The sequence below is a fragment of the Methanosarcina sp. UBA5 genome (assembly GCF_002505485.1).
Lineage (GTDB): Archaea > Halobacteriota > Methanosarcinia > Methanosarcinales > Methanosarcinaceae > Methanosarcina.
Genome location: NZ_DAVG01000001.1, coordinates 1 through 23,026 on the forward strand (window position 1 = coordinate 1; position 23,026 = coordinate 23,026).

At 37.4% G+C, this 23,026-nt stretch carries 28 protein-coding genes and 1 pseudogene; 20 read left to right on the forward strand and 9 right to left on the reverse strand.

Annotated elements, in window-relative coordinates; all coding sequences use genetic code 11:
- The 6 genes and pseudogenes from BP621_RS00005 to BP621_RS00030 form a co-directional block, all read left to right on the forward strand.
- A pseudogene (locus BP621_RS00005) lies at positions 1–492 on the forward strand (hypothetical protein); the annotation flags it as partial.
- Between the two features lie 309 nt (positions 493–801).
- On the forward strand, positions 802–1,092 hold the full coding sequence (locus BP621_RS00010) for a hypothetical protein (RefSeq protein WP_292386906.1): 291 nt from the start codon (positions 802–804) through the stop codon (positions 1,090–1,092).
- 253 nt (positions 1,093–1,345) lie between these two features.
- Positions 1,346–1,507: a hypothetical protein gene (locus BP621_RS00015; RefSeq protein WP_292386909.1), complete on the forward strand. Its 162-nt coding sequence runs from the start codon at positions 1,346–1,348 to the stop codon at positions 1,505–1,507.
- 124 nt (positions 1,508–1,631) lie between these two features.
- Complete coding sequence (locus BP621_RS00020; RefSeq protein ID WP_292386911.1) at positions 1,632–2,174, forward strand: hypothetical protein; 543 nt, start codon at positions 1,632–1,634, stop codon at positions 2,172–2,174.
- On the forward strand, positions 2,171–3,739 hold the full coding sequence (locus tag BP621_RS00025; protein ID WP_292386913.1) for a minichromosome maintenance protein MCM: 1,569 nt from the start codon (positions 2,171–2,173) through the stop codon (positions 3,737–3,739). The genes BP621_RS00020 and BP621_RS00025 overlap by 4 nt, the downstream gene beginning before the upstream one ends.
- 380 nt (positions 3,740–4,119) lie before the next feature.
- A complete protein-coding gene (locus BP621_RS00030) occupies positions 4,120–4,374 on the forward strand; it encodes a carboxymuconolactone decarboxylase family protein (protein ID WP_292386915.1) in 255 nt (84 codons plus the stop codon).
- Positions 4,375–4,515: 141 nt separating this feature from the next.
- Here the strand turns inward: BP621_RS00030 and BP621_RS00035 are convergent, their stop codons facing one another.
- On the reverse strand, positions 4,516–4,884 hold the full coding sequence (locus BP621_RS00035) for an ArsR/SmtB family transcription factor (RefSeq protein WP_292386918.1): 369 nt from the start codon (positions 4,882–4,884) through the stop codon (positions 4,516–4,518).
- Between the two features lie 935 nt (positions 4,885–5,819).
- On the opposite strand from BP621_RS00035, the gene BP621_RS00040 reads away from it, so the two are divergent.
- Together BP621_RS00040 and BP621_RS00045 are read left to right on the forward strand one after the other, a co-directional pair.
- Positions 5,820–6,344, forward strand: a complete 525-nt coding sequence (locus BP621_RS00040; RefSeq protein ID WP_292386920.1) for a thioredoxin family protein — start codon at positions 5,820–5,822, stop codon at positions 6,342–6,344.
- 3 nt (positions 6,345–6,347) lie between these two features.
- On the forward strand, positions 6,348–6,992 hold the full coding sequence (locus tag BP621_RS00045; RefSeq protein ID WP_292386922.1) for a cytochrome c biogenesis CcdA family protein: 645 nt from the start codon (positions 6,348–6,350) through the stop codon (positions 6,990–6,992).
- 67 nt (positions 6,993–7,059) lie between these two features.
- On the opposite strand, the gene BP621_RS00050 is transcribed toward BP621_RS00045, so the two are convergent.
- Together BP621_RS00050 and BP621_RS00055 are read right to left on the reverse strand one after the other, a co-directional pair.
- Complete coding sequence (locus tag BP621_RS00050; RefSeq protein ID WP_349682024.1) at positions 7,060–7,332, reverse strand: universal stress protein; 273 nt, start codon at positions 7,330–7,332, stop codon at positions 7,060–7,062.
- A gap of 333 nt (positions 7,333–7,665) precedes the next feature.
- Positions 7,666–7,986, reverse strand: a complete 321-nt coding sequence (locus BP621_RS00055; protein WP_292386924.1) for a DUF6951 family protein — start codon at positions 7,984–7,986, stop codon at positions 7,666–7,668.
- Between the two features lie 223 nt (positions 7,987–8,209).
- Here BP621_RS00055 and BP621_RS17020 point away from each other — a divergent pair, with 223 nt between their 5' ends.
- From BP621_RS17020 to BP621_RS00100, 10 genes are all read left to right on the forward strand, one after another.
- Positions 8,210–8,320 carry an ArsR family transcriptional regulator gene (locus tag BP621_RS17020; RefSeq protein ID WP_349682025.1) on the forward strand — a complete coding sequence of 37 codons (111 nt, stop codon included), beginning with the start codon at positions 8,210–8,212 and terminating at the stop codon, positions 8,318–8,320.
- Positions 8,321–8,420: 100 nt separating this feature from the next.
- Positions 8,421–9,899 (forward strand): flippase, encoded by a 1,479-nt coding sequence (locus BP621_RS00060; RefSeq protein ID WP_292386926.1) that lies wholly within the window; start codon positions 8,421–8,423, stop codon positions 9,897–9,899.
- Positions 9,900–10,012: 113 nt separating this feature from the next.
- Positions 10,013–10,357: an ArsR/SmtB family transcription factor gene (locus BP621_RS00065; protein ID WP_292386929.1), complete on the forward strand. Its 345-nt coding sequence runs from the start codon at positions 10,013–10,015 to the stop codon at positions 10,355–10,357.
- A gap of 47 nt (positions 10,358–10,404) precedes the next feature.
- Complete coding sequence (gene arsB / locus BP621_RS00070) at positions 10,405–11,475, forward strand: ACR3 family arsenite efflux transporter (RefSeq protein ID WP_292386932.1); 1,071 nt, start codon at positions 10,405–10,407, stop codon at positions 11,473–11,475.
- Positions 11,476–11,892: 417 nt separating this feature from the next.
- Positions 11,893–13,821 (forward strand): hydantoinase/oxoprolinase family protein, encoded by a 1,929-nt coding sequence (locus tag BP621_RS00075; protein WP_292386935.1) that lies wholly within the window; start codon positions 11,893–11,895, stop codon positions 13,819–13,821.
- A 295-nt stretch (positions 13,822–14,116) separates the two neighbouring features.
- Positions 14,117–14,494 carry an arsenite efflux transporter metallochaperone ArsD gene (arsD, locus tag BP621_RS00080; RefSeq protein WP_292386937.1) on the forward strand — a complete coding sequence of 126 codons (378 nt, stop codon included), beginning with the start codon at positions 14,117–14,119 and terminating at the stop codon, positions 14,492–14,494.
- A gap of 45 nt (positions 14,495–14,539) precedes the next feature.
- The gene (gene arsA, locus BP621_RS00085; protein ID WP_349682026.1) at positions 14,540–16,258 is read left to right on the forward strand and encodes an arsenical pump-driving ATPase; all 1,719 of its coding nucleotides are present in this window, start codon (positions 14,540–14,542) and stop codon (positions 16,256–16,258) included.
- Between the two features lie 176 nt (positions 16,259–16,434).
- Positions 16,435–16,659, forward strand: a complete 225-nt coding sequence (locus tag BP621_RS00090) for a hypothetical protein (RefSeq protein WP_292386942.1) — start codon at positions 16,435–16,437, stop codon at positions 16,657–16,659.
- 176 nt (positions 16,660–16,835) lie between these two features.
- The gene (locus tag BP621_RS00095; RefSeq protein WP_292386944.1) at positions 16,836–17,582 is read left to right on the forward strand and encodes an arsenite methyltransferase; all 747 of its coding nucleotides are present in this window, start codon (positions 16,836–16,838) and stop codon (positions 17,580–17,582) included.
- Positions 17,583–17,815: 233 nt separating this feature from the next.
- Positions 17,816–18,364, forward strand: a complete 549-nt coding sequence (locus BP621_RS00100; protein WP_394339270.1) for a tetrahydromethanopterin S-methyltransferase subunit A — start codon at positions 17,816–17,818, stop codon at positions 18,362–18,364.
- A gap of 175 nt (positions 18,365–18,539) precedes the next feature.
- Here the strand turns inward: BP621_RS00100 and BP621_RS00105 are convergent, their stop codons facing one another.
- From BP621_RS00105 to BP621_RS00125, 5 genes are all read right to left on the reverse strand, one after another.
- Positions 18,540–18,860, reverse strand: coding sequence for a DUF6951 family protein (locus BP621_RS00105; protein WP_292386988.1), 321 nt, complete (start codon positions 18,858–18,860; stop codon positions 18,540–18,542).
- Between the two features lie 86 nt (positions 18,861–18,946).
- Positions 18,947–19,330: a putative zinc-binding protein gene (locus BP621_RS00110; protein ID WP_292386946.1), complete on the reverse strand. Its 384-nt coding sequence runs from the start codon at positions 19,328–19,330 to the stop codon at positions 18,947–18,949.
- A gap of 63 nt (positions 19,331–19,393) precedes the next feature.
- Positions 19,394–19,627: a thioredoxin family protein gene (locus BP621_RS00115; protein WP_349682027.1), complete on the reverse strand. Its 234-nt coding sequence runs from the start codon at positions 19,625–19,627 to the stop codon at positions 19,394–19,396.
- 68 nt (positions 19,628–19,695) lie between these two features.
- The gene (locus BP621_RS00120) at positions 19,696–20,667 is read right to left on the reverse strand and encodes a permease (RefSeq protein ID WP_292386948.1); all 972 of its coding nucleotides are present in this window, start codon (positions 20,665–20,667) and stop codon (positions 19,696–19,698) included.
- A 451-nt stretch (positions 20,668–21,118) separates the two neighbouring features.
- Positions 21,119–21,418, reverse strand: coding sequence for an ArsR/SmtB family transcription factor (locus tag BP621_RS00125; RefSeq protein WP_292386951.1), 300 nt, complete (start codon positions 21,416–21,418; stop codon positions 21,119–21,121).
- Positions 21,419–21,793: 375 nt separating this feature from the next.
- Here BP621_RS00125 and BP621_RS00130 point away from each other — a divergent pair, with 375 nt between their 5' ends.
- Positions 21,794–22,033: a hypothetical protein gene (locus BP621_RS00130; RefSeq protein WP_292386954.1), complete on the forward strand. Its 240-nt coding sequence runs from the start codon at positions 21,794–21,796 to the stop codon at positions 22,031–22,033.
- Positions 22,034–22,333: 300 nt separating this feature from the next.
- Complete coding sequence (locus BP621_RS00135; RefSeq protein WP_292386956.1) at positions 22,334–22,687, forward strand: ArsR/SmtB family transcription factor; 354 nt, start codon at positions 22,334–22,336, stop codon at positions 22,685–22,687.
- Here the strand turns inward: BP621_RS00135 and BP621_RS00140 are convergent.
- On the reverse strand, positions 22,684–22,983 hold the full coding sequence (locus tag BP621_RS00140; protein WP_292386959.1) for an arsenate reductase ArsC: 300 nt from the start codon (positions 22,981–22,983) through the stop codon (positions 22,684–22,686). The two genes, BP621_RS00135 and BP621_RS00140, sit on opposite strands and share 4 nt — an antisense overlap.
- Positions 22,984–23,026 lie beyond the last annotated feature (43 nt).

Genomic DNA, 23,026 nt, shown 5'->3' on the forward strand with positions numbered 1-23,026 from the left:
GTCTACAGGAGACTCGCAGAAAAAGCAAGAAAGAGTACTCCATGCAATGATTGGGGATTTATCAGGTCACACAATATAAGAAAATATTTTAATAGAACTCTATTAAACGCTGGAGCCGATAGCTTTTTTACCGAGTTTTTAATGGGACATACACTAGACGATACAAGATCGGCCTATTTCCGAGCAAGTCCTGTGAAGCTGAAAGAGATTTACCGGAAGTTTGTCCCATATCTAATCATTCAAAAAGAGCTCGATATATCCGAAAGCCCAGAATACCAGAAAATTAAATACGAAAACTCAGTTCTTCAGGCGGAAACAACGCGGCACGTAGTGGAACGGTCAGAGTTGCAGGAACTCCGGGCAGAAATCGAAAGAATGAAGAAAATAAATGAAGAAGCAAGCAAATATCAGCAAAAAGTCATCAACTTTGATGACCCTATGGTGATGGAGCAATTAAGAAAATTCCTGAACGAAAATTCAAAGATGAAATGAAGGCAATTATATCAAAAGTTTTTTAATGAGATTTAACATAAACTTATTTACATTTTATAATTCTCATTTTACATATAACTAAAAATATTTTTAATGAAAATATTTATGTTTGTATCATATTTGGTTGTATAAGACTTAAATATCTTGAGCTCTTTACTGTTTTTGGTGGGTCTATTAGGGGGTTTTAGGAAGCGAGGGTATACGTGAGTCTGTAAACTCCTAATTGGACTCAGCTAAAAAAGAAACAATGAACAGTTAATTATTTTTTTATATTATATGTAAAAAATATTTGAATGTATGAAGAATAATATGAATACATATAATAAAGAAACTACAGACTTTAAGAAACTAGTTCTCGATCTCAAAAAAGCCATGTTTGACAACATGAGATCAATGGTTGAACCACTCGCAGAAGTCGTTTCTGACATGAAATCAACGGTTGAACCACTCGTAGAAGCCGTAGAAGCCGTCTCTGACGATGTGATCTCAACAGCTATTTCAATCTCGGACCAAGCTGATACAATTAGTACAATTGTAAAGGATTCTTCTGAAAATTTATATTTAGTAGTTAAACCGGTCGTAAAAACCTTTATGACATAAACTCATCCTTTGAAGCAATAATGGACAAATTATTTGAGATCTCTGGTGTATTAAAAGGGAACTCGAATTTAAACGTTAGTCTTCAATTCGAGGAACAAAAAGTATCTTCTGGAGACTCTCGGTATACAAAGTGCATTTTTGGATATTACCGTAGCAAATATTTGCGGAGAAGTTTCTATCCAGATTTTGGAGTCACTGATTTTGATCTTTCCGTAAATACTAACTTTTTTGCAATATATGGAGGCGATATTTGATGCCAGCCTCAGACTCGTTTAAACCTGAAACCGTTCAGGCCTTTAAGGAAATCTATTCTGAACACAAGGAAGTGATTGAGTACAAGGCCAGGTATGGGAATCCTACAGAAAAAGCTTTTGCAAAAACTGTTTTAGCTATCGCAGGGATGGGATTGCCGTGATGGAAGTAAAAAGTTTCCTACATCTGGCAAGTGCAGGGACGAGTGGTCAAAGGGAAAGAAGTAAAGCGACAAATCCCCAAATAAGTATAAAACAGAAGACTTCTAGTTTATCGAGGTGGTCAGCGTGACCACTGAATTAAAAAAAGTCTGTCCCGAAGTTCCTTGCTATCTGGCTGATGGAATCCAAAAAGCTAGAGCTGCTGGTAGAACATACAAGGGTAGACGTGTTTCTCATTCTTTAGCTTATATAATTGGTTCAGAGGTTCTATTGGGCATTGGCGAAGAAGAAGTGATATTAGAGCAGGAACTAAACGACCTGAATATCCAGCGGAGTTTGATAGATAGTAGAGAACGAGCAATTTGTGAACAGCTCAGAGCAGTTAAAACTGAAAACAGGGCAAAAGAGGACGAGGCTTTCAGAAAGCACCAGGAAATTGAAAAGCTCGCCAGTATGATCGTTGAAAAGTATCCAGCAATCACACTTTTCAAGAAGACAGAAGAGATAGGATACATAGCTGCAGCCTTTCCGGACAAGCTAACCAAAGGAAAACTTGCAGCTGTATTCGCTGGAGGCTACGAAGACGAAAGTGAGCCTTCCCATGAAGAAGCCCTCTCAATAGCAAAGGATCTTTTGTACCCTGGCTTCCGAGGAGGTGGAGAGCAGTGAGTGATAAAGACACCTGGTACTGCAAAGAATTGAGAGTAAAAATACCTCCTTCAGACATGATTGCTGGCTTTTTTGAAGATCATTGCCTCGAAGAGATTATAACCCTTGTTGAAAGCTATCCCAATATTATTGAAGATTACCCTGAAGGTGAAGAATCTTCTGAGGGTGAAGAGTTTCCCAAAGATAAAGAGTATCCTGAGAAAAAAACAATTCATATTAAGTATCCCGATCTCTATAAATTTAACAGAGGCTTAGGAACAGCTCTGATCAATAATATTTATGACACAACTAAAATATTGCAAAAAGCATTAGATGGAGTTAGGGCAATTAGAGGTAGCAATAAAGAAATCAATTTGGACGAAATAGAGTTCAGCATAACGGATATTCCCAATTACCTTAAGACGTCGATTAGAGAGCTTGGCAAGAAGCATATTGGGAAACTTGTGTCTCTGGATGGTCTTGTTAAGTCGGTTTCGGATACAAAACCAAGAATTACAACAGCTGCTTTTCTGTGCCTCAGATGCGGGCATGTAACTCTTGTGAAGCAGAATGACTTCAAATTCGAGGAGCCATTCGCAGGCTGTGAAGATGAGAACTGTGGAAATAAGGGGCCTTTTAATGTCGTAACCGAAGATTCAACATTTGAAGACTTTCAAAAGCTCCATCTGCAGGAATCTCCAGATTCCACAAGTGGGACAAAAATCCGAGATGTAACAGTTTTCTGCTATGGCGATCTAGTAAATCAAATAGAGCCAGGTGAAAAAATCACCGTAACCGGAGTTTTGAGAGTAAATCAGATATCAGACCGAGACGGGAAAACAACATTATATGAAATGTTTATCGAAGCTGTATCTATCCAGAAAAAAGATATGGGCTTTGATGAGTACGTTTTATCCGAAAAAGATGAAGCTGAGATCTTGAAATTAAGTAAAGATCCAGAGATTACTGATAAAATCGTGAAAAGCATTGCTCCTTCAATTCATGGCAATGAAACAATAAAAGAAGCACTTGCTTTGCAGCTGTTTTCTGGAGTGAAAAGGGAATTACCGGATAAGACCCAACTGAGAGGGAACATCCATATTGCACTTCTCGGTGATCCAGGGACTGCAAAGAGTTTGCTATTACGGAAGGTCAGTAGAATTTCACCCAGAGGAGTGTTCACAAGCGGAAAAATGGCAAGTGCTGCAGGACTTACTGCAGCTGCAGTAAAGGACGCAAATGGTACATGGACTCTGGAAGGTGGAGCTGCTGTAATGGCGTCCAGAGGTCTTCTTGCTGTGGACGAGATAGGACAAGCTAAAACCGAAGACGTAAGTGCACTTCACGAAGTGGTGGAACAGGGAACAGTCAGTTTGTCAAAGGCCGGTACTGTTGCGACCATCCTTGCAGACTGTGCTATCCTTGCAGCTGGAAACCCTGAGACCGCATACTTCAACATAATGGAATCTATCTCAGAGCAAATCAAACTTCCACCAGCTTTGTGGTCTCGGTTTGATTTAATTTTTATTATGCAGGATGAGCCATTAATAATTGACTCGACACTAGCATGTATCAACTATTCTTGATACCCGTCATGAGGGTTTTTAAATTTGAATTCTTAATAATTCATATAAGTTTTAAACTCAGCTAATTAAGGAGTCTAGGAAATGGGAAAAGAAAAGAGCGTGATGCAAGAAGAGAATTCTGAAAACAATTCCATAGATAATGAAGAAGACTTGCTGTACACACATAAGCTCGAATCAAAAGGTAGCACTATGCGATGGAATTCTTCCCTTTGTAGGAGATCTGGCCATTAAAATATGCTGAAATGCTTGAAAACATTGTTTCAAATAAACTAAAAATAACATTACAATTTAGACTTATTACCATAGATTCAGATCTAATTTGAATTTAAACAGTTTGTAACTACAATTTTTTAATAAATTTATGAATTAGGGGTGTTTAAATGTCTTTTTTAAGCGAAATACTACCTGAAACTGCGGAAGCTTTTGGACAGATGAGAAATTCCATTTTCAAAGATGGCTATCTAGATCTCAAAACGAAGGAATTGATCGCTGTTGCCTCCTCAGTACTTATGCGCTGCCAATTTTGCGTTGATACACATTCACAAAGAGCGATTAATGCAGGGGCCACGAAGGAAGAGATTGCGGATGCTATTTCAGTTGCGATGTTCATTGCTGCCGGTTCGCAGACAGGATGAACGAATACATACGAGGAAAATATCTACAATAAAATATTTGAAAAAAATCCGGAAAAAGATAAGGAAAAAGAAGACTGCTGTTGCTGCTGTAAGGATTTAATATCCCAGTTATTCTCATTTTTAAATCTTTTATTTTTACTTTTACTCAGATTTATTCGGAGTCTTGTTTTGCAACTGAGTAATAATGTCAAAAATATCTTCAAATTCAGGATTCAACCTGTAATAATGCCATTTTGAGCTGCTGTAGGCTTCGACTATCCCGCAGTTTTTCAGGATTGTCAGATGGTGGGAAACCAGGTTCTGCCTTTCATTTAGCTTAAAAATTAGCTCACAGACACAGTGGTCTCTTTGCGAGAGAAAATAAGCAATCTTCAGCCTTATAGGATGCCCGAGAGCACTGAATATTTCACTGGCTTTCTTTATGTCATTGTCCAGAAAATCAATTTCCTGAAGCATTTTTTCTTCCCATTCCTTCTTTTTCTCAGGATCGGCAGGACAACAATAGCTCATAAATAAAAGAAGTTAAGCTTTCTAATTAAAAGTTTCCATATCAATTATTTTTGATATCTAACATGCTATTATTTATATTCAATATTTTCGGGGATTTTGAAATCGTAAATTACAATATATCAACATTTTTTGATATATATATATCATGGTTTTTTATAACTTAGGATTTTTAAATTAATTTGAGGGATTAAGCTGTCCTTTTTGAATAAAGTATTACACCAAAAATTGCTGAAAATTTTTGTAAAGATACGCCGCATTATCATTACGAAGGAGGCGCTTGATCTTAAAATCGAGGAATTGGTTGCTGTTGTACTTTCTGTCTTTACAATGCACCAGTTCTGTGTAGATGAGTATTTTTGACAAGCAACGAATCAGAAAACAAGCAGAGAAGAAGTATCCGAAGCAATTATGTTAACAATGTTTATTGCAGGGAGTTCTCAACTTTGCTGGGAAAACGCTTATGGAAAAAACATTTATGAGCTCATCTTTGAAGGTGAGAACTCTAAAGGAAAAGAAAATAGCTGCAATTGTAGCTCTGGAAACGAGGGCAAATAGATTGATTTCTCACTTAATAAATCAATTGAAAATGTTTTCTCTTGTTAATAAAGTTCATCAATGCAAGAATCTTTCGTATACTTTTGACAATTACAGATAATTTGAGCAAAATACTTATAATATTTGATACATTTGAGTATATCAACATATCTTGATATCCTACAATCTATTCTTGCTTCTTAGCTAGTACTGCGATTCCGAAGTAGGTTCATAAAACTTAACTTTTTAAAAGATCTGAAGATCACGGATTTTCCGGAAAATAAGAAAATGCTTTTGGGATCGAAGCACTAGAAAATAGAATATGAAAATTTTGGAGGACTGTAATGAAGCGATTGCATAGAATACCAAGTAAAGAACGAACTTCTTTTTTATCATTTCCTTTGATAAAATCGCTCTCGATTTTAGCGATTTTTTGTTTCTTTCTCTTCAGCTCAGGTTGCACGGGTCTTGATGATTCCGGCAATGAGGCAGAGCCTGATGAAGTTACGAAGAATATTAGCGATTCAGGCAGTGGAATGGAATTAATCGAAGTTACGAACCTGAACCAGATTGATGAAGCTCTCAAAAAAGGTCCTGTTGTGCTGAAACTTGGTTCAAAGGGTTGTATTCCCTGTGGAGAACAGGAAGAGATATTCTCAGAGCTACTCCCAATGTATCAGGATTCTGCTTCATTCATGCTTATTGATATCAAACAGTATCCCGAGTTCGCAACAGAATTTGGAGTAAGAGTTATTCCGGATACCTGTATTATTACGGATATAGAAAACGGAAAATACGTTTATATGCGGCAGGATGGCAGCAAAAGCCAGGAAAGAGCAAGCGCAAGATTCCTGGGTGTTACCGACAAAGAAATCCTTTCAGAAACTCTTGACAAAGCTATTGAGCCCAAGAAAACAGAGGGTTAAAGGATGTTTTCCAATTTTTTACCAGTTGCAGCTTTTTTTGCTGGAGTCGTTAGTGTGCTCTCTCCATGTATCCTGCCAGTGATTCCAGCAGTTTTTGCGTACTCAACTGGAGAAGGAAAGTTCAGACCAATTGCAATCATATTAGGTTTGTCTCTTTCCTTTACTTGCATGGGAATTGTTACTTCTATTTTCGGGGCAACACTTACAGCTTATCTCGATTGCCTTAACATTTTTGCAGAAGTTCTTCTGATCACAATGGGCATTTCGCTACTATTTGATTTAAACACATTCAACGTTTTCGGAAATTTTTCATTCCTTGCAAACTCTAAACGAGAAGGTCTTTTAGGAGGGTTTTTACTTGGGCTTTCTCTTGGGATTGTCTGGCTTCCGTGTGTCGGCCCAGTACTGGGTTCAATCCTTACAATGGTTGCTGTTTCAGGCGAAATTGTTTATGGAGGATTAATGCTTTTCATCTATTCTCTCGGTTTTTCAGTTCCAATGCTTCTTGTTGCTTATTCTGCAAGCTTTTCTTCCATAAGGCTTCAGAAAGTTTCAAAATATGGTTTTCCATTAAAAAAAGTTGCAGGTTTTATAATTCTAGGAGTCGGCTTTTATATGGTTTATAAGAACCATTTCAGCGGTTTCTGAAATTGAAATTTATTAAGTTAATAGCTCTAGGAAGCTGTTGGACTTGAATAAAAAAGGCAAGGTTCGCTTAATATCCCATTAAAAAAGACGGGGTATTCGTGACTCTCTTAGTTTCCAAAGTAATAATATAAATTTCCAGCACAGGCGGTACATATGCGTCCTTATTAAACACATAAAGAGCATAGACCTTCGCACCCATGAGTTTTGCAAGTTCCATTCCTTGAAGTACAGCGTTCTGACTACACTTAGACCCGTCTGTTGCAATCAGGATTCTTTGAAAAGTATCTTTAAGATTTATTTGCCTCCCCCCAGTTCCAGAATAGTATTGAGCTGCTTTGATGCCTCAGCTAAATTCAAACAAAAGTATTACAGTACTATTTATGATAAAAGCAAATAAAGATATGCGTGAATATTCAGCCCGGACAAAGCAAGATCAACCGCTATCTTATTGGATTCAATAGAAATATTTATCTGAAGGGAACTTCGATAAACCCCACTTTTTAGCTAGCTGCTTATAAAGGGTATATAAGTAATTTGTTGGAATCAGAGGTTTATCGAAGTTCTCTGAACTAATTTTTGATAGCTATTGGCTATTAATTATCTTTTTTCCATTGATAGTAACTATAATTATTAATTTTGATAAATATTAAGACCCACGAAGCAGGAAAGGCGGTTAAACATCCTTAAATTCAATACTGATACTGCCCGCCTTTTTTGCCAGAGATTTTGCAATGAGTCCACTCTCAAGTCTACAGAGGTTGAGTACTGCACAGGGTACTAAGCAGTTTGAACAGCATTTAGCTTCCTGTGCTCTATCAATTACGTAGTTATTTTTGATGTCCATAATTTCTTTCATGGGGATTTCCATTTGAGAAAACTTCTTTATCTTTTCACATGGAGTTTCGATGTCAACAACAATTTTGTTTCCTTTTCTTCTTCCATGGACTTTGTGAACAAAGCCGCAAATAGTAGAATTTACTGCAATCTCGGTCAATATACTACCTTTATTTTTCCAATTATTATCGGCATGAATTGTCGAATCCTAAATAAGATTACCTCAGCATTAACCAGATGAATTATACTCAGTAGCGGAATATAAGTCAACATATTTAAATAATATATGAGTATAATTCCATATATTCATATATAGGTGGTGATCCCCACGGATATTGTTTTCCATATTTAAGGCCCTGGCTGATGAAAACAGGATAAGGATATTGAATCTTTTAAAAAATGGGGAATTTTGTATCTGTGATATTAAGGCGGTTTTAGGCATTAAGCAATCTAACGCTTCTAGATATTTAATTAGGCTGAAGGTAGCAGGATAACAAACCGTTTGGCGATTGTATTTTGGAGCAACTCATCTCAAGATTACTTCTGTTAGTCTCCAGTCAGAGAGTTAAATAAGACTAAGTTTAAGGTGTTATAGTGTCATATCAAAAATTTGTAAGAGATGTTGGACTTATCGGAATGGTTCAGATACTTACAAACTTGAGTAACTTCCTTCTAATTCCTATAATCACAAAAAGCCTTGGGACATATGATTACGGCCTCTGGGCGCAGATAAATATTTCAGTATCTTTAATCTCTCCTCTTGCACTTATGGGTCTTTCAATGGGTCTTGTCAGATTTTTATCTTCCGAAACAGAGAAAGAAGTAATAAAGGAGGCTGTGTATTCCATTCTTTTTTTCGTGACTGTGTCTGGCCTTCTGGCATCCCTTTCACTTTACATGCTTGCCGAACCCCTAGCAACATTCGGTTTCAAGGATCCACATGCGGCCTATTTCATCAAGGCAGGTTCCCTTTTGATTTTCGTGAATGTAATCGAGCCTGTGTCTCTTTATTATTTTAGAGTATTCAGGCAGATCCAGAAATTTTCTTACTTTACTCTTTTTGAAGCGTTCGGAAAATTACTTTTCATTCTTGTTCTTCTCAAAATGGGATACGGACTCCTTGGCACAATAATAGCCACATTACTGGTACAGGGCATCATTACTTTAATAGCTGTTCTAATTATTATAAAACAGATAGGATTTGTTATTCCTCGATTTACTTATTTAAGGGAATATCTGCATTTTTCTCTCCCATTAACACCAAACACTCTTGTAAGATGGGTAACTGAATCAAGTGACAGATATATGGTTACTTATTTTCTCGGCCTCAATAGCGTAGGCGTATATTCGGCAGCTTGCTCTTTCGGTAGCCTCATACAACTTTTTGTAAATCCCCTTCAACTTATTCTTTTCCCAGAGCTCTCAAAACTGTTTGATGAGAATAAAATTGATGAATTAACAATTTATATGTCTTATTCTTTGCGATATTTCCTTATTATTTCTATTCCTGCAGTCTTTGGACTTTCAGCTTTTGCAAAACCTTTGCTTGGAATATTTACAACTGAGAATTTTGTTTCGGGTTGGTTTGTGATCCCAGTTATAGCTTCTTCTGGCCTTCTAGCAGGAATCGCCCAAATTTTTATCAATACGCTATTAATTGTCAAAAAAACGAAAGTGCCAACTTATATCAATTTCGCTGTGGCGGTTTTGAACGTATTACTTAACATCCTTCTAATACCATCGACAGGCATCATCGGGGCTGCTATTTCAACTCTATTCTCATATTTCTTTATGGCTATTCTCTGCACGTACATATCTCTAAAATATTTTAAACATGACTTTTATTTTCATGATATTACAAAATGCATTCTATCCTCAACGGCTATGTATTTCTTTGTTTCCCGTTTCGATATCTTAAGCATTTATAAGCTTTTCGTGGCAGCAGGAATAGGTGTGCTTGTTTATCTATCTGTGATGTTTCTGTTGGGAGGTTTCAACGATCAAGAGCTTTCTTTAGTAAAAAAACATTTATTTAGAATCAGAAATAGCCTCATCAAAATTATTGAGACTTAAACAGTTAATTATATGATGTCACTGATATAATTTCAAGTAGAATTCACAATTATAAATAAAACAGAAATTTTAAATAATATATGAGTATATGCAATTATACTCATTTAGAGGTGGTGCCCACGGATATTGTTTACATACTTAAAGCGTTGGCTGATGAGAACAGGATAAGGATATTGAATCTTTTAAAAAACCGAGAACTATGTGTCTGTGATATTGAGGCAGTTTTAGGTATTAAGCAATCTAACACTTCCAGACATCTGAATAAACTGAAAATGGCAGGAATTATTGTTTCTGCAAAAAAATCCCAGTGGGTCTATTATCGACTCAATGATTCTACTTTTCAAAAATTTCCCTTCCTCTCAATGATTATTAGTGATGAAGTTGAGAAAATAAACATTTGTAAAGACGATTTAGTGTTATTGAGAAAGCTTAAAGCAAGTGATAGACGCTGCGAGTGATCAAAAAATAGTTATTTTTATAACATCATATTTATTGAAAAGAGAAGGTGTTTGTTTTGGAAGAATCTGCTGTATCAAGATTGTCGTTTACAAATCGTTATTTAACCCTGTGGATCTTTCTGGCTATGTTTATCGGTGTGACTCTGGGTTTTATCTATCCTGGTTTTGCAGACTTTTTGAAGAATTTATCCATCGGTACAACTTCGATTCCTATAGCTATCGGTTTGATAGTTATGATGTATCCTCCGCTGGCACGGGTTAAATATGAAGAGCTAGGCAAGGTCTTCAGAAATCATAAGGTATTGGGTTTATCCTTACTCCAGAACTGGATCATCGGCCCAATTTTGATGTTTATCCTGGCAATTGTATTTCTCAGAGAATATCCAGAATATATGGTAGGTGTTATTCTAATAGGTCTTGCCAGGTGCATCGCCATGGTTATTGTCTGGAATAGCCTGGCAGATGGGGATAATGAATATGCTGCTGCCCTGGTCGCTTTCAACTCCATCTTTCAGTTGATCTTTTACTCCATTTTTGCTTACTTCTTTATAACCGTACTACCTGGATGGCTGGGGCTTAGTGGTATGGAAATACACGTATCCATGGGAGAAGTTGCTCAAAGTGTTGCGATCTATCTCGGAATTCCTTTCGCTACCGGTTTCTTAACTCGATACTTCTTACGTCCTTCAAAAGGAGCTGAATGGTATGATAACAAACTCATTCCTACAATAGGTCCGATTTCACTTTATGCCTTACTGTTCACGATTATTGTTATGTTCTCGTTAAAAGGCGAATACATTGTTGCACTGCCACTGGACGTTGTAAGGATTGCAATACCTCTCTTAATATATTTTGTAATTATGTTCGGTGTCTCATTCCTTATCTGTAAACAAATGGGGATTAATTACGAGCAGACAACCTCTCTTGCTTTTACCGCAGCAAGTAACAACTTTGAACTTGCAATTGCTGTGGCGGTAGCGGTTTTTGGCATCAATTCCGGGCAGGCGTTTGCAGCGGTAGTAGGCCCTCTCATTGAAGTGCCTGTAATGATTGGACTTGTCAATGTTGCACTCTACTGGAGAAGGAAACACTTTACAAAAAATTACAAAGCAGCTTGAAATATCAAATTGCGTACGGCCATCCCACCCTAAAGAGGCTGGCCGATAATTATTAGTAGTAATAAAAAAGTGCTAAAAAGAAAGCAAATAAAACCTTTAAATCAAAAAGAAGGAATTCTGTTATTACTGGAAGTAATTGTCGACCAGCCTGTGAAAGTCAGGGTATTCGTGACCCTCTGCACTCCCATTGTAATAAAAGATACCTTGCAGCTTAGTCTAAAATCAATAAAAGTTACATTTACTTGAGCTATATTCTCTGTATTTAAGGGATTTATCCTTTTATCTAGCTCTATCCTTTAATTTATTTTTTGTTATTCATTCTTTGTTATAAACCCGGCATTAAGCCATTCCAGAAATAAATGAAATCTAGCCAAGATATCAAAATGTCGCAGAAGATAAAAAGGAGTAGTTTTCAACATGCAATATAGCCTTGGGATTGATGCAGGAGGCACATACACCGACGCAGTGATTGTAAGGGACAAGGACGGTATCATTGTTGACTCAAATAAGTCGCTTACAACTTATCCAGACCTCCATCCCGGCATCAAAAACGTAATAGATGGCCTAAACCCCGAATACCTGAAAAACATAAAGCTTGTTTCAGTTTCCACAACTCTTTCCACTAACACAATCCTAGAAGGAACTGGGTTTCCAGTGGCTCTTATCCTTGTTGGAGCCCACCCTTTTGAGAAGCAATTGCCTACAAAGCATATTCTTTTTGCATCCGGTGGACATGATCAGAATGGAGACGAAGAGGCTCCTCTTGATCTGGAAACTATTGAGAAATTTGTCCTGCGCGTAAAGGACAAGGTTTCTGCCTTTGCCATTTCTTCCTATTTCAGCACGAGGAATCCGGAGCATGAACTCAGAGTAAAAGACAGGGTCCTTGAACTTACAGGCCTTCCTGCAGTTTGTGGACATGAGCTTTCCCAAGAGCTCGGAGCCTACGAAAGAGCAGTTACAGCTTTCCTCAATGCTCAGCTTATCCCGATAACAAGGCAGTTCGTGAAATCAATAATCAAGGATATGCAAGAACGGGGAATTAGTGCTCGGCTCCTTATGCTCAAATGCGATGGCTCAGTGGTTGGAATCAAAGATGCCCTGAAAAAGCCTATCGAAACGATCTTTTCGGGCCCGGCAGCAAGCTTGGTTGGAGCCTCATATCTCTCTGGTCTTGAAACCTGCGACGTAATTGATGTTGGCGGAACAAGCACGGATATTTCCTCAATCTGCATGGGTGTCCCTGACCTGAGCGAAGAGGGCGCAGTTGTTGGTGGCTGGAAGACTAGGGTTAAAGCTATTCGAATGGAAACAACGGCTACAGGTGGAGACAGTCATATCTGGGTTGTGAATAGAGAACTTTTCCTCGGACCCAGGCGAGTTATACCTCTTGCAGTAGCTGCAGTAAAATATCCAGATTTCTTGAATAACTTCAAAAGGACACCCATGTATCTTGGGGAAGATCTCGGGGAGAATATTCAACCCACAAAGTTCTTTGTAAGGTCCGGCTACTCAACAGGAGAATTGAGCAGGGCTGAAGCCGAAGTGCTGGGGGTTATCGGGGAAGAACCTGTCTCCGTACCTGAAATAAAAGCTCTTATCCGAAAAGATTTTCATCCTCAGACTTTAGATTCCCTTATCAGAAAACGTTTGGTGCAGGCAATTGGTTTTACACCTACCGATGCCCTGCATGTATTGGGAGAATATACAGCTTGGAATGTAGAAGCTTCCCATATAGGGGCGGAGAGACTTTCCAGAATTATGCGCATGACACCAGTGGAGTTCTGCACTGCTGTAAAAAAGAAGGTTGCCAGAAACATGGCACTTCATCTGCTCTCGTATATTCTGGTAGGAGTTCCGGAAGCAGCCATTGCAAAGATACTTGACGAGAGTTATCCTGTAAAATTCAAATTGGGAGTTCCGGTTGTTTTGCTCGGAGGTCCTGTCCGGGCCCACAGGAAAGAGCTTGAAGACCTTATCGATGCAGAAATTTTGGTGCCCGAACATGCTGAGGTAGGAAATGCTGTCGGTGCTCTTGTGGGAAGAGGAATTAAAAGGGTTGAAATCCTGATAAGACCAGCAAGCCTAATATCTCCGGACAAGGATTTCCTGGTTTTTGCCCCAGGTAGCAGGCTAAGATTTGACGCTTATTCAGAGGCTCTAGACATCGCAGTTGAATTTGGGAAAAAGCTTGTTGCGGATTACATGCAAGACTGCGGCCTTAGCGGAAAACAGGTTGAGATCTCAATTGATAAAAAGACTATTTCTCCTGACGGCTGGAGCCATCCTCCTATGGAAACGAGCCTTCTAGTTATGGGAGTAGGGATGAGGGAAAGATCTGCCTGAGTAAATTCCTCAACATCACTCCTTTCACTCCTTTTGGCAACTCCTGAATTTCCAGTATATTTGAATGTATGTTTCTTTGATCATTACTTTGGGAAATGATAGAAAGAGAGTGAATTTAATCTTAAATTACAATAGGAATGATTTTGAATAGTTTTTGCACTCATAACTTTTATATCTCATATCGTGTATCGTTATATAATCATATACTGATATGTAATGTATAATATGTACTTAAGTTAGATGAGTAGTCAAGCCAAGAGAATATCAGTGTAAATAACATAAAAGGAGATATTTTATGACGAAAATGATAATTTTTGACCCTGCAATGTGTTGCTCCACAGGCTTATGTGGACCCGTAATTAACCCCGAGCTTTTAAGGATATCAACAGCTCTGAACAATCTGGAAAAGAACGGTGTAAAGGTTGAAAGATATAATCTTAACAATAATCCTCAGGCCTTTGTAGATAATGTGGTTGTAAGCGAAATGCTGAACCGAGATGGAGTTGACGTGTTACCTGTGACTGTTGTTGACGGTAAAGTAGTCAAAACTAAAAGTTACCCTACAAACAATGAATTGCTTAAATTTTTGGATATACCAGAAAGTTATTTAAAAGCAAAGAAAACGCTTGAGGTGAAGGACTGCGATTGTGGCGACAAATGTTGCTCAGATTAAGCTATCTAGGTGATTATTTTGTTTAAAGTATTTAATCCTGAACAGATGAAACTTACTAAATATTTATTTTTTACAGGCAAAGGTGGTGTTGGGAAAACTTCAACTGCATGTGCTACTGCTGTGACTCTGGCGGACAATGGGAAAAAAGTTTTGCTGATCAGCACTGATCCTGCCTCAAATTTGCAAGATGTGTTTAATACCGAGTTAAATAATAAAGGGGCTTCTATAAAAGAAGTGCCAAATTTGATTGTGGCCAATATTGATCCCGAACAAGCTGCCCAAGAATACAAAGAAAGTGTTGTAGCACCATATAGAGGAAAGCTGCCTGAGGTGGTAATTAAAAATATGGAGGAACAGCTTTCCGGTTCGTGTACGGTTGAAATCGCTGCGTTTAATGAGTTTTCAGCGTTTATAACCGATGAAAAGACAGAAAAAGAATATGACTGCATTATTTTTGATACAGCCCCTACCGGTCACACTCTTCGATTAATGCAGTTGCCTTCAGCCTGGAGTAATTTCATAAGCGAAAGTACACATGGAGCATCCTGTTTAGGCCAGCTTTCCGGACTTGAAAGTAAAAAAGAAGTTTATAAGCAAGCTGTAGAAACATTGTCTAATAAAGATATGACTACTCTTATTCTTGTTTCCCGTCCAGAAAAAGAGCCTCTTAGAGAGGCTGAAAGGGCTTCACAGGAACTGCAGGATTTAGGTGTTAATAATCAAATCCTTATTATCAACGGAATACTGCAAAACTATGATGATATCGTATCTCTAAGCCTTCATAACAAGCAACAGGAAGCTTTAAAAAGTATGCCTATTGGGTTAAAAAACTTTGTGACTTATGAAATTCCTCTTAGAGCTTATAATATCACGGGCATAGATAATGTAAGAACATTCTTACATCAGGATAATAATGAGATTAGCAATGAAAAGATTAATTCTAATCAGATTCCTAAACTCAAAAATGTTATAGATGATCTGTATTCTTCTGGCAAAAAAGTAATATTCACCATGGGTAAAGGTGGAGTAGGAAAAACAACAATTGCAGCAGCAATTGCATTAGGTATGGCTCAGAAGGGTGTCAAAGTTCATCTTACAACAACAGATCCTGCAGCGCATATTAAATTCGTTATTGAAGAAAGTAATGATATAACGATAAGTAGGATCGACGAAGAGGCAGAGCTTGCCAAATACAAAGAAGAAGTGCTCACCAAAGCGAAGGAAACGATGGGTGAAGATGATATCGCCTATGTTGAAGAAGATTTAAGGTCGCCCTGTACACAGGAAATTGCTGTTTTTAGAGCATTTGCTCAAATTGTTGAGAGGGCTAAAAATGAGGTTGTTGTTATTGATACAGCACCCACTGGGCATACTCTTTTACTTCTTGATTCAACTCAGAGTTATCATAGAGAAATCAGTCGTTTGCAAAGTGATATCCCGGAATCGGTTAAAAACTTGTTACCTAGGTTGAGAAACGCTGACGAAACTGAAGTTCTAATCATTACATTAGCAGAAACCACACCTGTGTACGAAGCAATGAGGCTCGAATCGGACCTGAAACGTGCAGGAATCAATAGCAAATGGTGGATAATCAATGCTAGCTTATATGCAACCGCGACAACGAATAAAACACTTAAGGCGAAGGCCAGTAATGAAATTGAATGGATAAACAGGGTTGACAAACATACTGATGGAAATTTTGCGGTTATAGAATGGAAAGCAGATGAAATCAAAGGTGAAAAGATACTGGATTTAATACAGTAATAAGGCAGTGAATGGTCGGGACTAATCTAATATTTTTGGGATAATGCTCGACCATCAATTATGGCCTTTAAAATGTATACAAACTTTAGGTCGTGCATTAGTAAGTGGTTGATATTTTTTCTATGAGTCTTTTTGCGAAGTTGCATAGTTCTCTAAGCTTACCTGCTTACAGGAAATTGAGTGTACACAAAGCAGAAAACGAGAGCAAAAAGCGAATGTGTGAGTACTCTGGAAAATATCAACTGATTATTGAGGGACCACCTCTCTTTGTGAACCAGAATAAACATGATTACCATCTGAAACCAAATTCTCCTTGCATTGGTGCAGGATACTTGTCATCAGACTCTTCAAAAGAGCTAGAGGAAAGTGAGAAAGAGATAAACATAGGAAGGTATACTTAACAGTAATTTGCAGCATTAATTTGAAAATCAGCAATAAAAAAGTTCGTATAACTTAATTATGTAGCAAATTAACCCTAACATTTACATGTAACTGAGGTTCAAGTAGAATGCATTATTTGAGAACGGGGTAGTGAAAAGCCAGTAAAGATCTAATGAATTAGAAGGAAGGTGATACTGTGGATGCAAATGAAAAAAAGCAAGTAATTAAAGAGACATACGGAAAAATAGCAATGGTAGGCGGGTCCTGTTGTTCGAGTGGATGTTGTAGTGATTCGAGTGCGTCAGATCTATCAAAATCCATTGGCTATTCTGACAATGATATCAACGCTGTTCCGAACGCAAATCTGGGTCTTGGCTGTGGAAATCCAACAGCTTTTGCAGAATTAAAACCAAGCGACGTTATACTAGATCTTGGCTCAGGTGCAGGGTTTGACTGTTTCCTTGCTGCACAGAAGGTAGGAAAATCTGGGAAGGTTATTGGAGTTGATATGACTCAGGCTATGGTTGAAAAGTCACAGGAAAATGCCCAGAAATATGGTTATACCAATGTCGAGTTTCGTCTAGGAGATATAGAAGCTCTTCCGGTTGAGAGCGGATCAGTGGATGTTATTATCAGTAATTGCGTGATCAATCTTGCTCCAGATAAAGAAAAAGTTTTTAAGGAAGCTTTTAGAGTTTTGAAACCAGGCGGTGCAATGTACATTTCGGACATGGTTCTTCTGGCCGAGCTTCCTGAAGATCTGAAAAATGACAAAAACTTGCTCACAAGCTGCCTTGCAGGTGCCTTGCTTAAGGAAGAGTATCTCAGGCTTTTAAAGGGAGCCGGGTTTTTAATTGAAGTTTTGAATGAAGATCTGGATATAAGCAAAAGACAATATAATGGATTGCCTGCAGAGAGCTTAAAACTTAAAGCTTGGAAATAAAAAGATCTCTGATTTTTTTACTTTATAACTTGTAACTTTGAAGACAAAGTGCAGTAGACCTTTACTCTAATTATCTTTAAAAAGTTGAAGGCTTAGTGTTTTTGATTTCTCAGTCTACTGCTTTGTCTCTATATTTTCAATAATGTATAAAGAAAACAAGTCTTTGTAGTGTCCTTTATAAATGAACTAAAAACCATTTAACATGAAGAATTACTAAGAAAAGGAGCTTTTACATGGTATGGCCTATAACTTCTGGCGATTATGTAGTAGAAGACCTCAAATCTCCTGTGGCAGTAGTAACCCTTGCTTCTGACTATCGAAACCTGAACTTGAGAAACTACGCCATCTGCGGAACCTGTTTTACGGAAAACTTTGGGATTGAGAAGATAATAGTTAATGTGCTTTCGAACCCTCGCATCAGCTGCCTGATTGTCTGTGGGAAGGAAAGTGAACATTTTGCTGGACAGTCCCTGCTGGCACTTGTCGAAAATGGGGTTTCGACTTTCGGAGGGTCAAAAAAGATTGTCGGGTCCGAAGGAGTGATTCCTTACCTTAATGAAATCCCAGCGACTGCAATCTCCCGTTTTCTCCGGGAAATTAAAGTCATTGACCTTGTAGGGACAACCGACCCTTTGGTCATCCAGCAGGCAATAGATTCCTGTAGCGGAAAAGAAAGAAGAGAAGCTCCGGAATTTTCCATGCCCGAAATTGATGAACACAGCTGGAAGAAATATGAATTTGAAGTAAAAAAGAATGTAATGTCCAAACTTAAAAAAGGATAAGATTCAAAGTTTTCAGCTTCTAATTAAAAAAATTTAAAATATAATTTTCTGAACCCGCCCAAAACTAATTTTGTTACAAGTGAATTATAGTTTCAAACTTTCTCTTCCCTTAAAGGGAGTTTGCCTCTTGAAATATTAGATTGAAAATTAAAAAAGGAGGTAAATTTTTCCTTTTTTAAACTTCATTGAACTCGATGCTGATGCTACCTGCTTTTTTTACTAGAGATTTTGCAAGGAAACCGCTTTCCATTCTGCAGAGATTGAGTACTGCACAGGGTATAAGGCAATTTGAGGAGCATTGCGCTTCCTGAGCTCTATCGATAACATAATTGTTTTTGATATCCAGAATTTCCATCATAGGAACTTCCATGTGAGAGAACTTCTTTATCTTTTCACATGGGGTTTCTATATCAACAATAATTTTGCTTCCTTTTTTGCTTCCACTAATTTTGTGGACAAATCCACAGATAGTGGAATTTACGGTAAATCCAGCCAATTTGTCACCCTTAATTCTGGTCATTTAAGTTTTGATTATTAAGATAAATAGCCTTAACAGTGAATAAATGTTAATTGAGACCTAGATTAATCAGACTGCAATATCTTAAGGGTTTTTTCGAGAGCTTCTGAGATTTCATTGTCCTTGAGATTCTTGTCTTTATTCTTTTTAATTCCTAACTCCGAAATTAAAATATGCTTATCAACTTTGAAACCTGCAAGTTCGAGAGTTTTGCTTGCACAGTTAACCGGGCAGCCATCAATTGCAATTATCCTGTCTGAAGCCTCAGCAGATTTCATAAGTCCTGGGGCTCTAGCTCCGATTCCTGCAGTACACATCAGGTTTCCAATGTTTTGTTTTTCGAGTTCAATTGCTATTTTATTTGAAATCTGACCTACATTTGAAGCTCCAACACATGGAAAAATTGCAACATTTGCTGAACCGCATGCACATTTTGTCTCTTCTGTCATAACTTTATTCTCCTTATGAGCTTATTTTTTATTTCTATTATTTGAATCGTGAACTATTCTTTTTTATTGAGTAATCCATTTCTGAATATCTTTTTCGTCTGGAACCTTACCTGCAACTTTTACTTCTCCATCAATAACAACTGCAGGAGTAACCATAACACCATAGTTCATAATTTGTTCGATATCTTCAATTTTAATTACTTCAGCTTCTAAACCATTCTGCTTCAGTACTTTTTCAATCTTTTCTTTCGTTTTCTTGCATTTTGAACAACCAGTTCCAAGAATTTCAATTTTCATTTTTTTAACCTCATATTTTGTTTTATCATTTGGACATTTTTCTGTCTTTTCATATAGATACATTAATCTCATAGAATAATGTTGAATAGATATCCCGTAAAGATAATAGATGCCGTAACAATTAAAACAAAGGCTCCAATTAACTCTTTTTTAAGTACCTTCTTCAGGATAATCATTTCAGGAAGCGAAAGCGCAGTAACTGCCATAAGGAAGGCTAGAGCAGTGCCTACTGGAAGCCCTTTTCCAATAAGGCTTTCCACGATTGGGATCATACCCATAACGTTTGAGTATAGGGGAACCCCTATAACGACCGCAATTGGAACAGCAAGCAAATTATCCTTCCCTGCATATTCTGCAAGTATACCTTCGGGAGCATATCCATGAAAGATTCCTCCAAGAGTAACTCCGACAATTACATAAATCCAAACTTTTTCCACAATGTCTTTAACATTATCAAAGGCAATCGCAAACCGTTCCTTTATTCTCAGAGCTTCTGGTTTTCTGTTCTGATCCCCAACTTTGATCTTGTAAACGAAATCAGCTACATATTTTTCCATCTTCAGAAGTCCTATTATGTATCCACCAAAGACTCCAAGCAAAATACCTGACACTGTATAAATCAAGGTTGCTTTAAGCCCAATGGTAGCCCACAGTGCAGCAACTGCAGCTTCGTTTACCAAGGGGGAAGTAATAAGGAAGGAAAAAGTCACTCCAAGAGGGATTCCAGCTTCCACGAAACCAATAAAAAGTGGTACTGAGGAACAGGAACAAAAAGGTGTGACAGCTCCGAATAGGGAAGCTAAAAGATGATATTGCAGCCCTGTTTTGCCTCCTAGCACTTTTCGTGTTTTTTCCGGAGTTACATAGGTTCTTATGTAGGAAACGACAAAAATCATTACAGCTAGAAGAACAAAAATTTTCATTACATCGTAAATAATAAAATTGACACTGGCTGCGAGGTGTGTATCAGGTGCAATCCCAAAAACATCATACGTCAGTTTGTCAGCAATCCATTGAAGAGGATAAAATATATCAACCATTTTGGATCCTCCATTATGTTTTATTATTTCCTTCAATCTTTAAATATATCAATACATATTGATACACAATTTCTATATAAGTATTCCCCTAGGCTGAGAATATTTTAATTATTTTGAACCAAATACATTTTTATTGGCGTGCAGATTTTCTGTTACCTGAAAATAAATCTGCAAATTCGCTAAATAATGAGTGATAAATGATGGAATATCGAGAAAGAATCTCTGGAAAATTCGGATGTAACAAATGCATCGTTCACGGAAAAAGAACTTTCTTCCAGTAAATAGATAATAAGTTAAAGGTAAATATTCCGTTGACCACGAAGAAAAGCAAAGGAAATCATTTCATTTAGGTAGGTTACTGTTTTTTTCATAGAGCTCGGAAAAATTATTATATCATTTTATATTTTTTAATAAATATAAGTCTTGAATTTTGCCTGTGTGGTACAGCATATTACTCTTCAAGGACTTTTAAAATTTTCCTGATTTTCTCGTTTTGTATAGAATACAATCTCTTTTTCCCATCTTTTCTTACTTTAATTATCCCCCAATCCTGTAATTTTGCAAGATGCATTGAGGTATTAGATTGAGTTTTGCCAATGATTTCTGGAATTTCACAGGCGCATATTTCTCCTTTATTACCGTGTTTATTTTCACAGCATTTGCACTCAGATTCTATCAGAGCCTTGATAATTCTATATCTCGTATCTTCACTGAGGGCTTTAAAAAGTTGTAGATTTTCTTCATTAATCATATCAATATGCATTGAATATGTGAAACTATATATATTTTTCTAAAGCCAATAGTTGAATTTACTGTTCATGATCTGGAGAAAAGGAGATACTTGTATTTAATCGTCTTCACATCTTTTTCAAGAATCTCAGTTATTTTTAATCCTCATATTTCTTTCCTTGCTCCTTTTGAATTCTAATTTGGAAACCACAACCAGATGGTCAATCATAAAATCCGCCAGTTTCGTCTTTTCGGATATGCATTTATCTGGCAATCTTCCGAGGGTTATTTTGAGATACTACTTATTGTGATCGCTACCTTTATAGCCATATCGACAAATGTAAATATCAATATTGCTTGATATATTTATATCTATTTTGAAAAGAGACTTTCTTAGATGGGCAAACTCGGAAAAAATTTGCTTGGAAAACTCACAGGAAATAACAAAAGTTGCTGCTGTTGCGGGCCTTCTATTGTAAGTGTCAGAAAGATAAAAGTTGGCAATAAAGATATGGAAATTGCTGGATTGGATGAAGAATTCGAAAAACAGAATGCTGCAGGCAAGACTCCCGAGAATATAGACCGTGAAGAACTTATTCGAAACATTACAAAGATAAATGAAATTTCTGAAGAATAACTGGAGAAATTCAAAGTCACAGTGTTGAAAGAATACGAAACATACTGGCAGGAGAAACGAATATAATCATATCTGTATATATGAATATGAGATGTTTCCAATCCTGAGGAAAATTTTGTTATGAGGTCTTGGAAATGAATTTTAAGTGCTCGATTTGCGGAAAAGAAGACGATTCGTTACTCCGAGCCAATCACGTAGACCTAGGAACTATAAAACTATGTGTAAAATGCTGGTCAAAAGAACAGAGCAAAAATAAGCTGCTCCCTTTAGAAGGTGGAGGTAGCTGCTGCAGGTAAATTCATGGGAACCGAAAAGAAATCAGATACGAATAAAAGAAAGAGTGAAGTGGAAATCGAAAGATTGAAGCGTTTTATTTTTTATCGGGATCAGTTAGAAGTAAGAACTCAAAAGTTCAGTTCTCTGGTAAATGTGCTGGACGAAGAAGCATTAAATTCGGAAACAAGGGTTTTTAAGGCTCTTGCAGACACAAATCGTCTGAAGATTTTAAAACTATTGAAGGAAGGAGAACTCTGTGCCTGCGAACTAACGATTGCTCTTTCCAATTCTCAATCGACTGTTTCTCATCTTTCAGTATTGAAAAATGCGGGCCTGATCAAAGAACGAAAAGAAGGAAAATGGCTTACTTTCGCTTAGCGGATGGAGCAGTTATTGAAATACTTAACCAAGCAAAGTTGCTTCATAACAAGTGAGCTTTCAGTAAAGTTCCCTTTTCGAAGACAGGCCACTTTAGCTCGATCACAGACAGTGACTGCCAAGTCAAATATCGTATCCTGAAATTCCTGATGAGTTTTGGAACGTTGACTTGAGATGTCAATGCCGATTTCCTTCATGACTACAACAGCATAAGGATTGACAGATGTGGCTTCAATGCCGGCGCTGTAAGCCTCGTATCGATCTCCATAAATAGCTCTTAAAAGACCTTCTGCCATCTGTGACCTAGCCGAGTTATGGGTGACAGAAAAAGGATTTTCT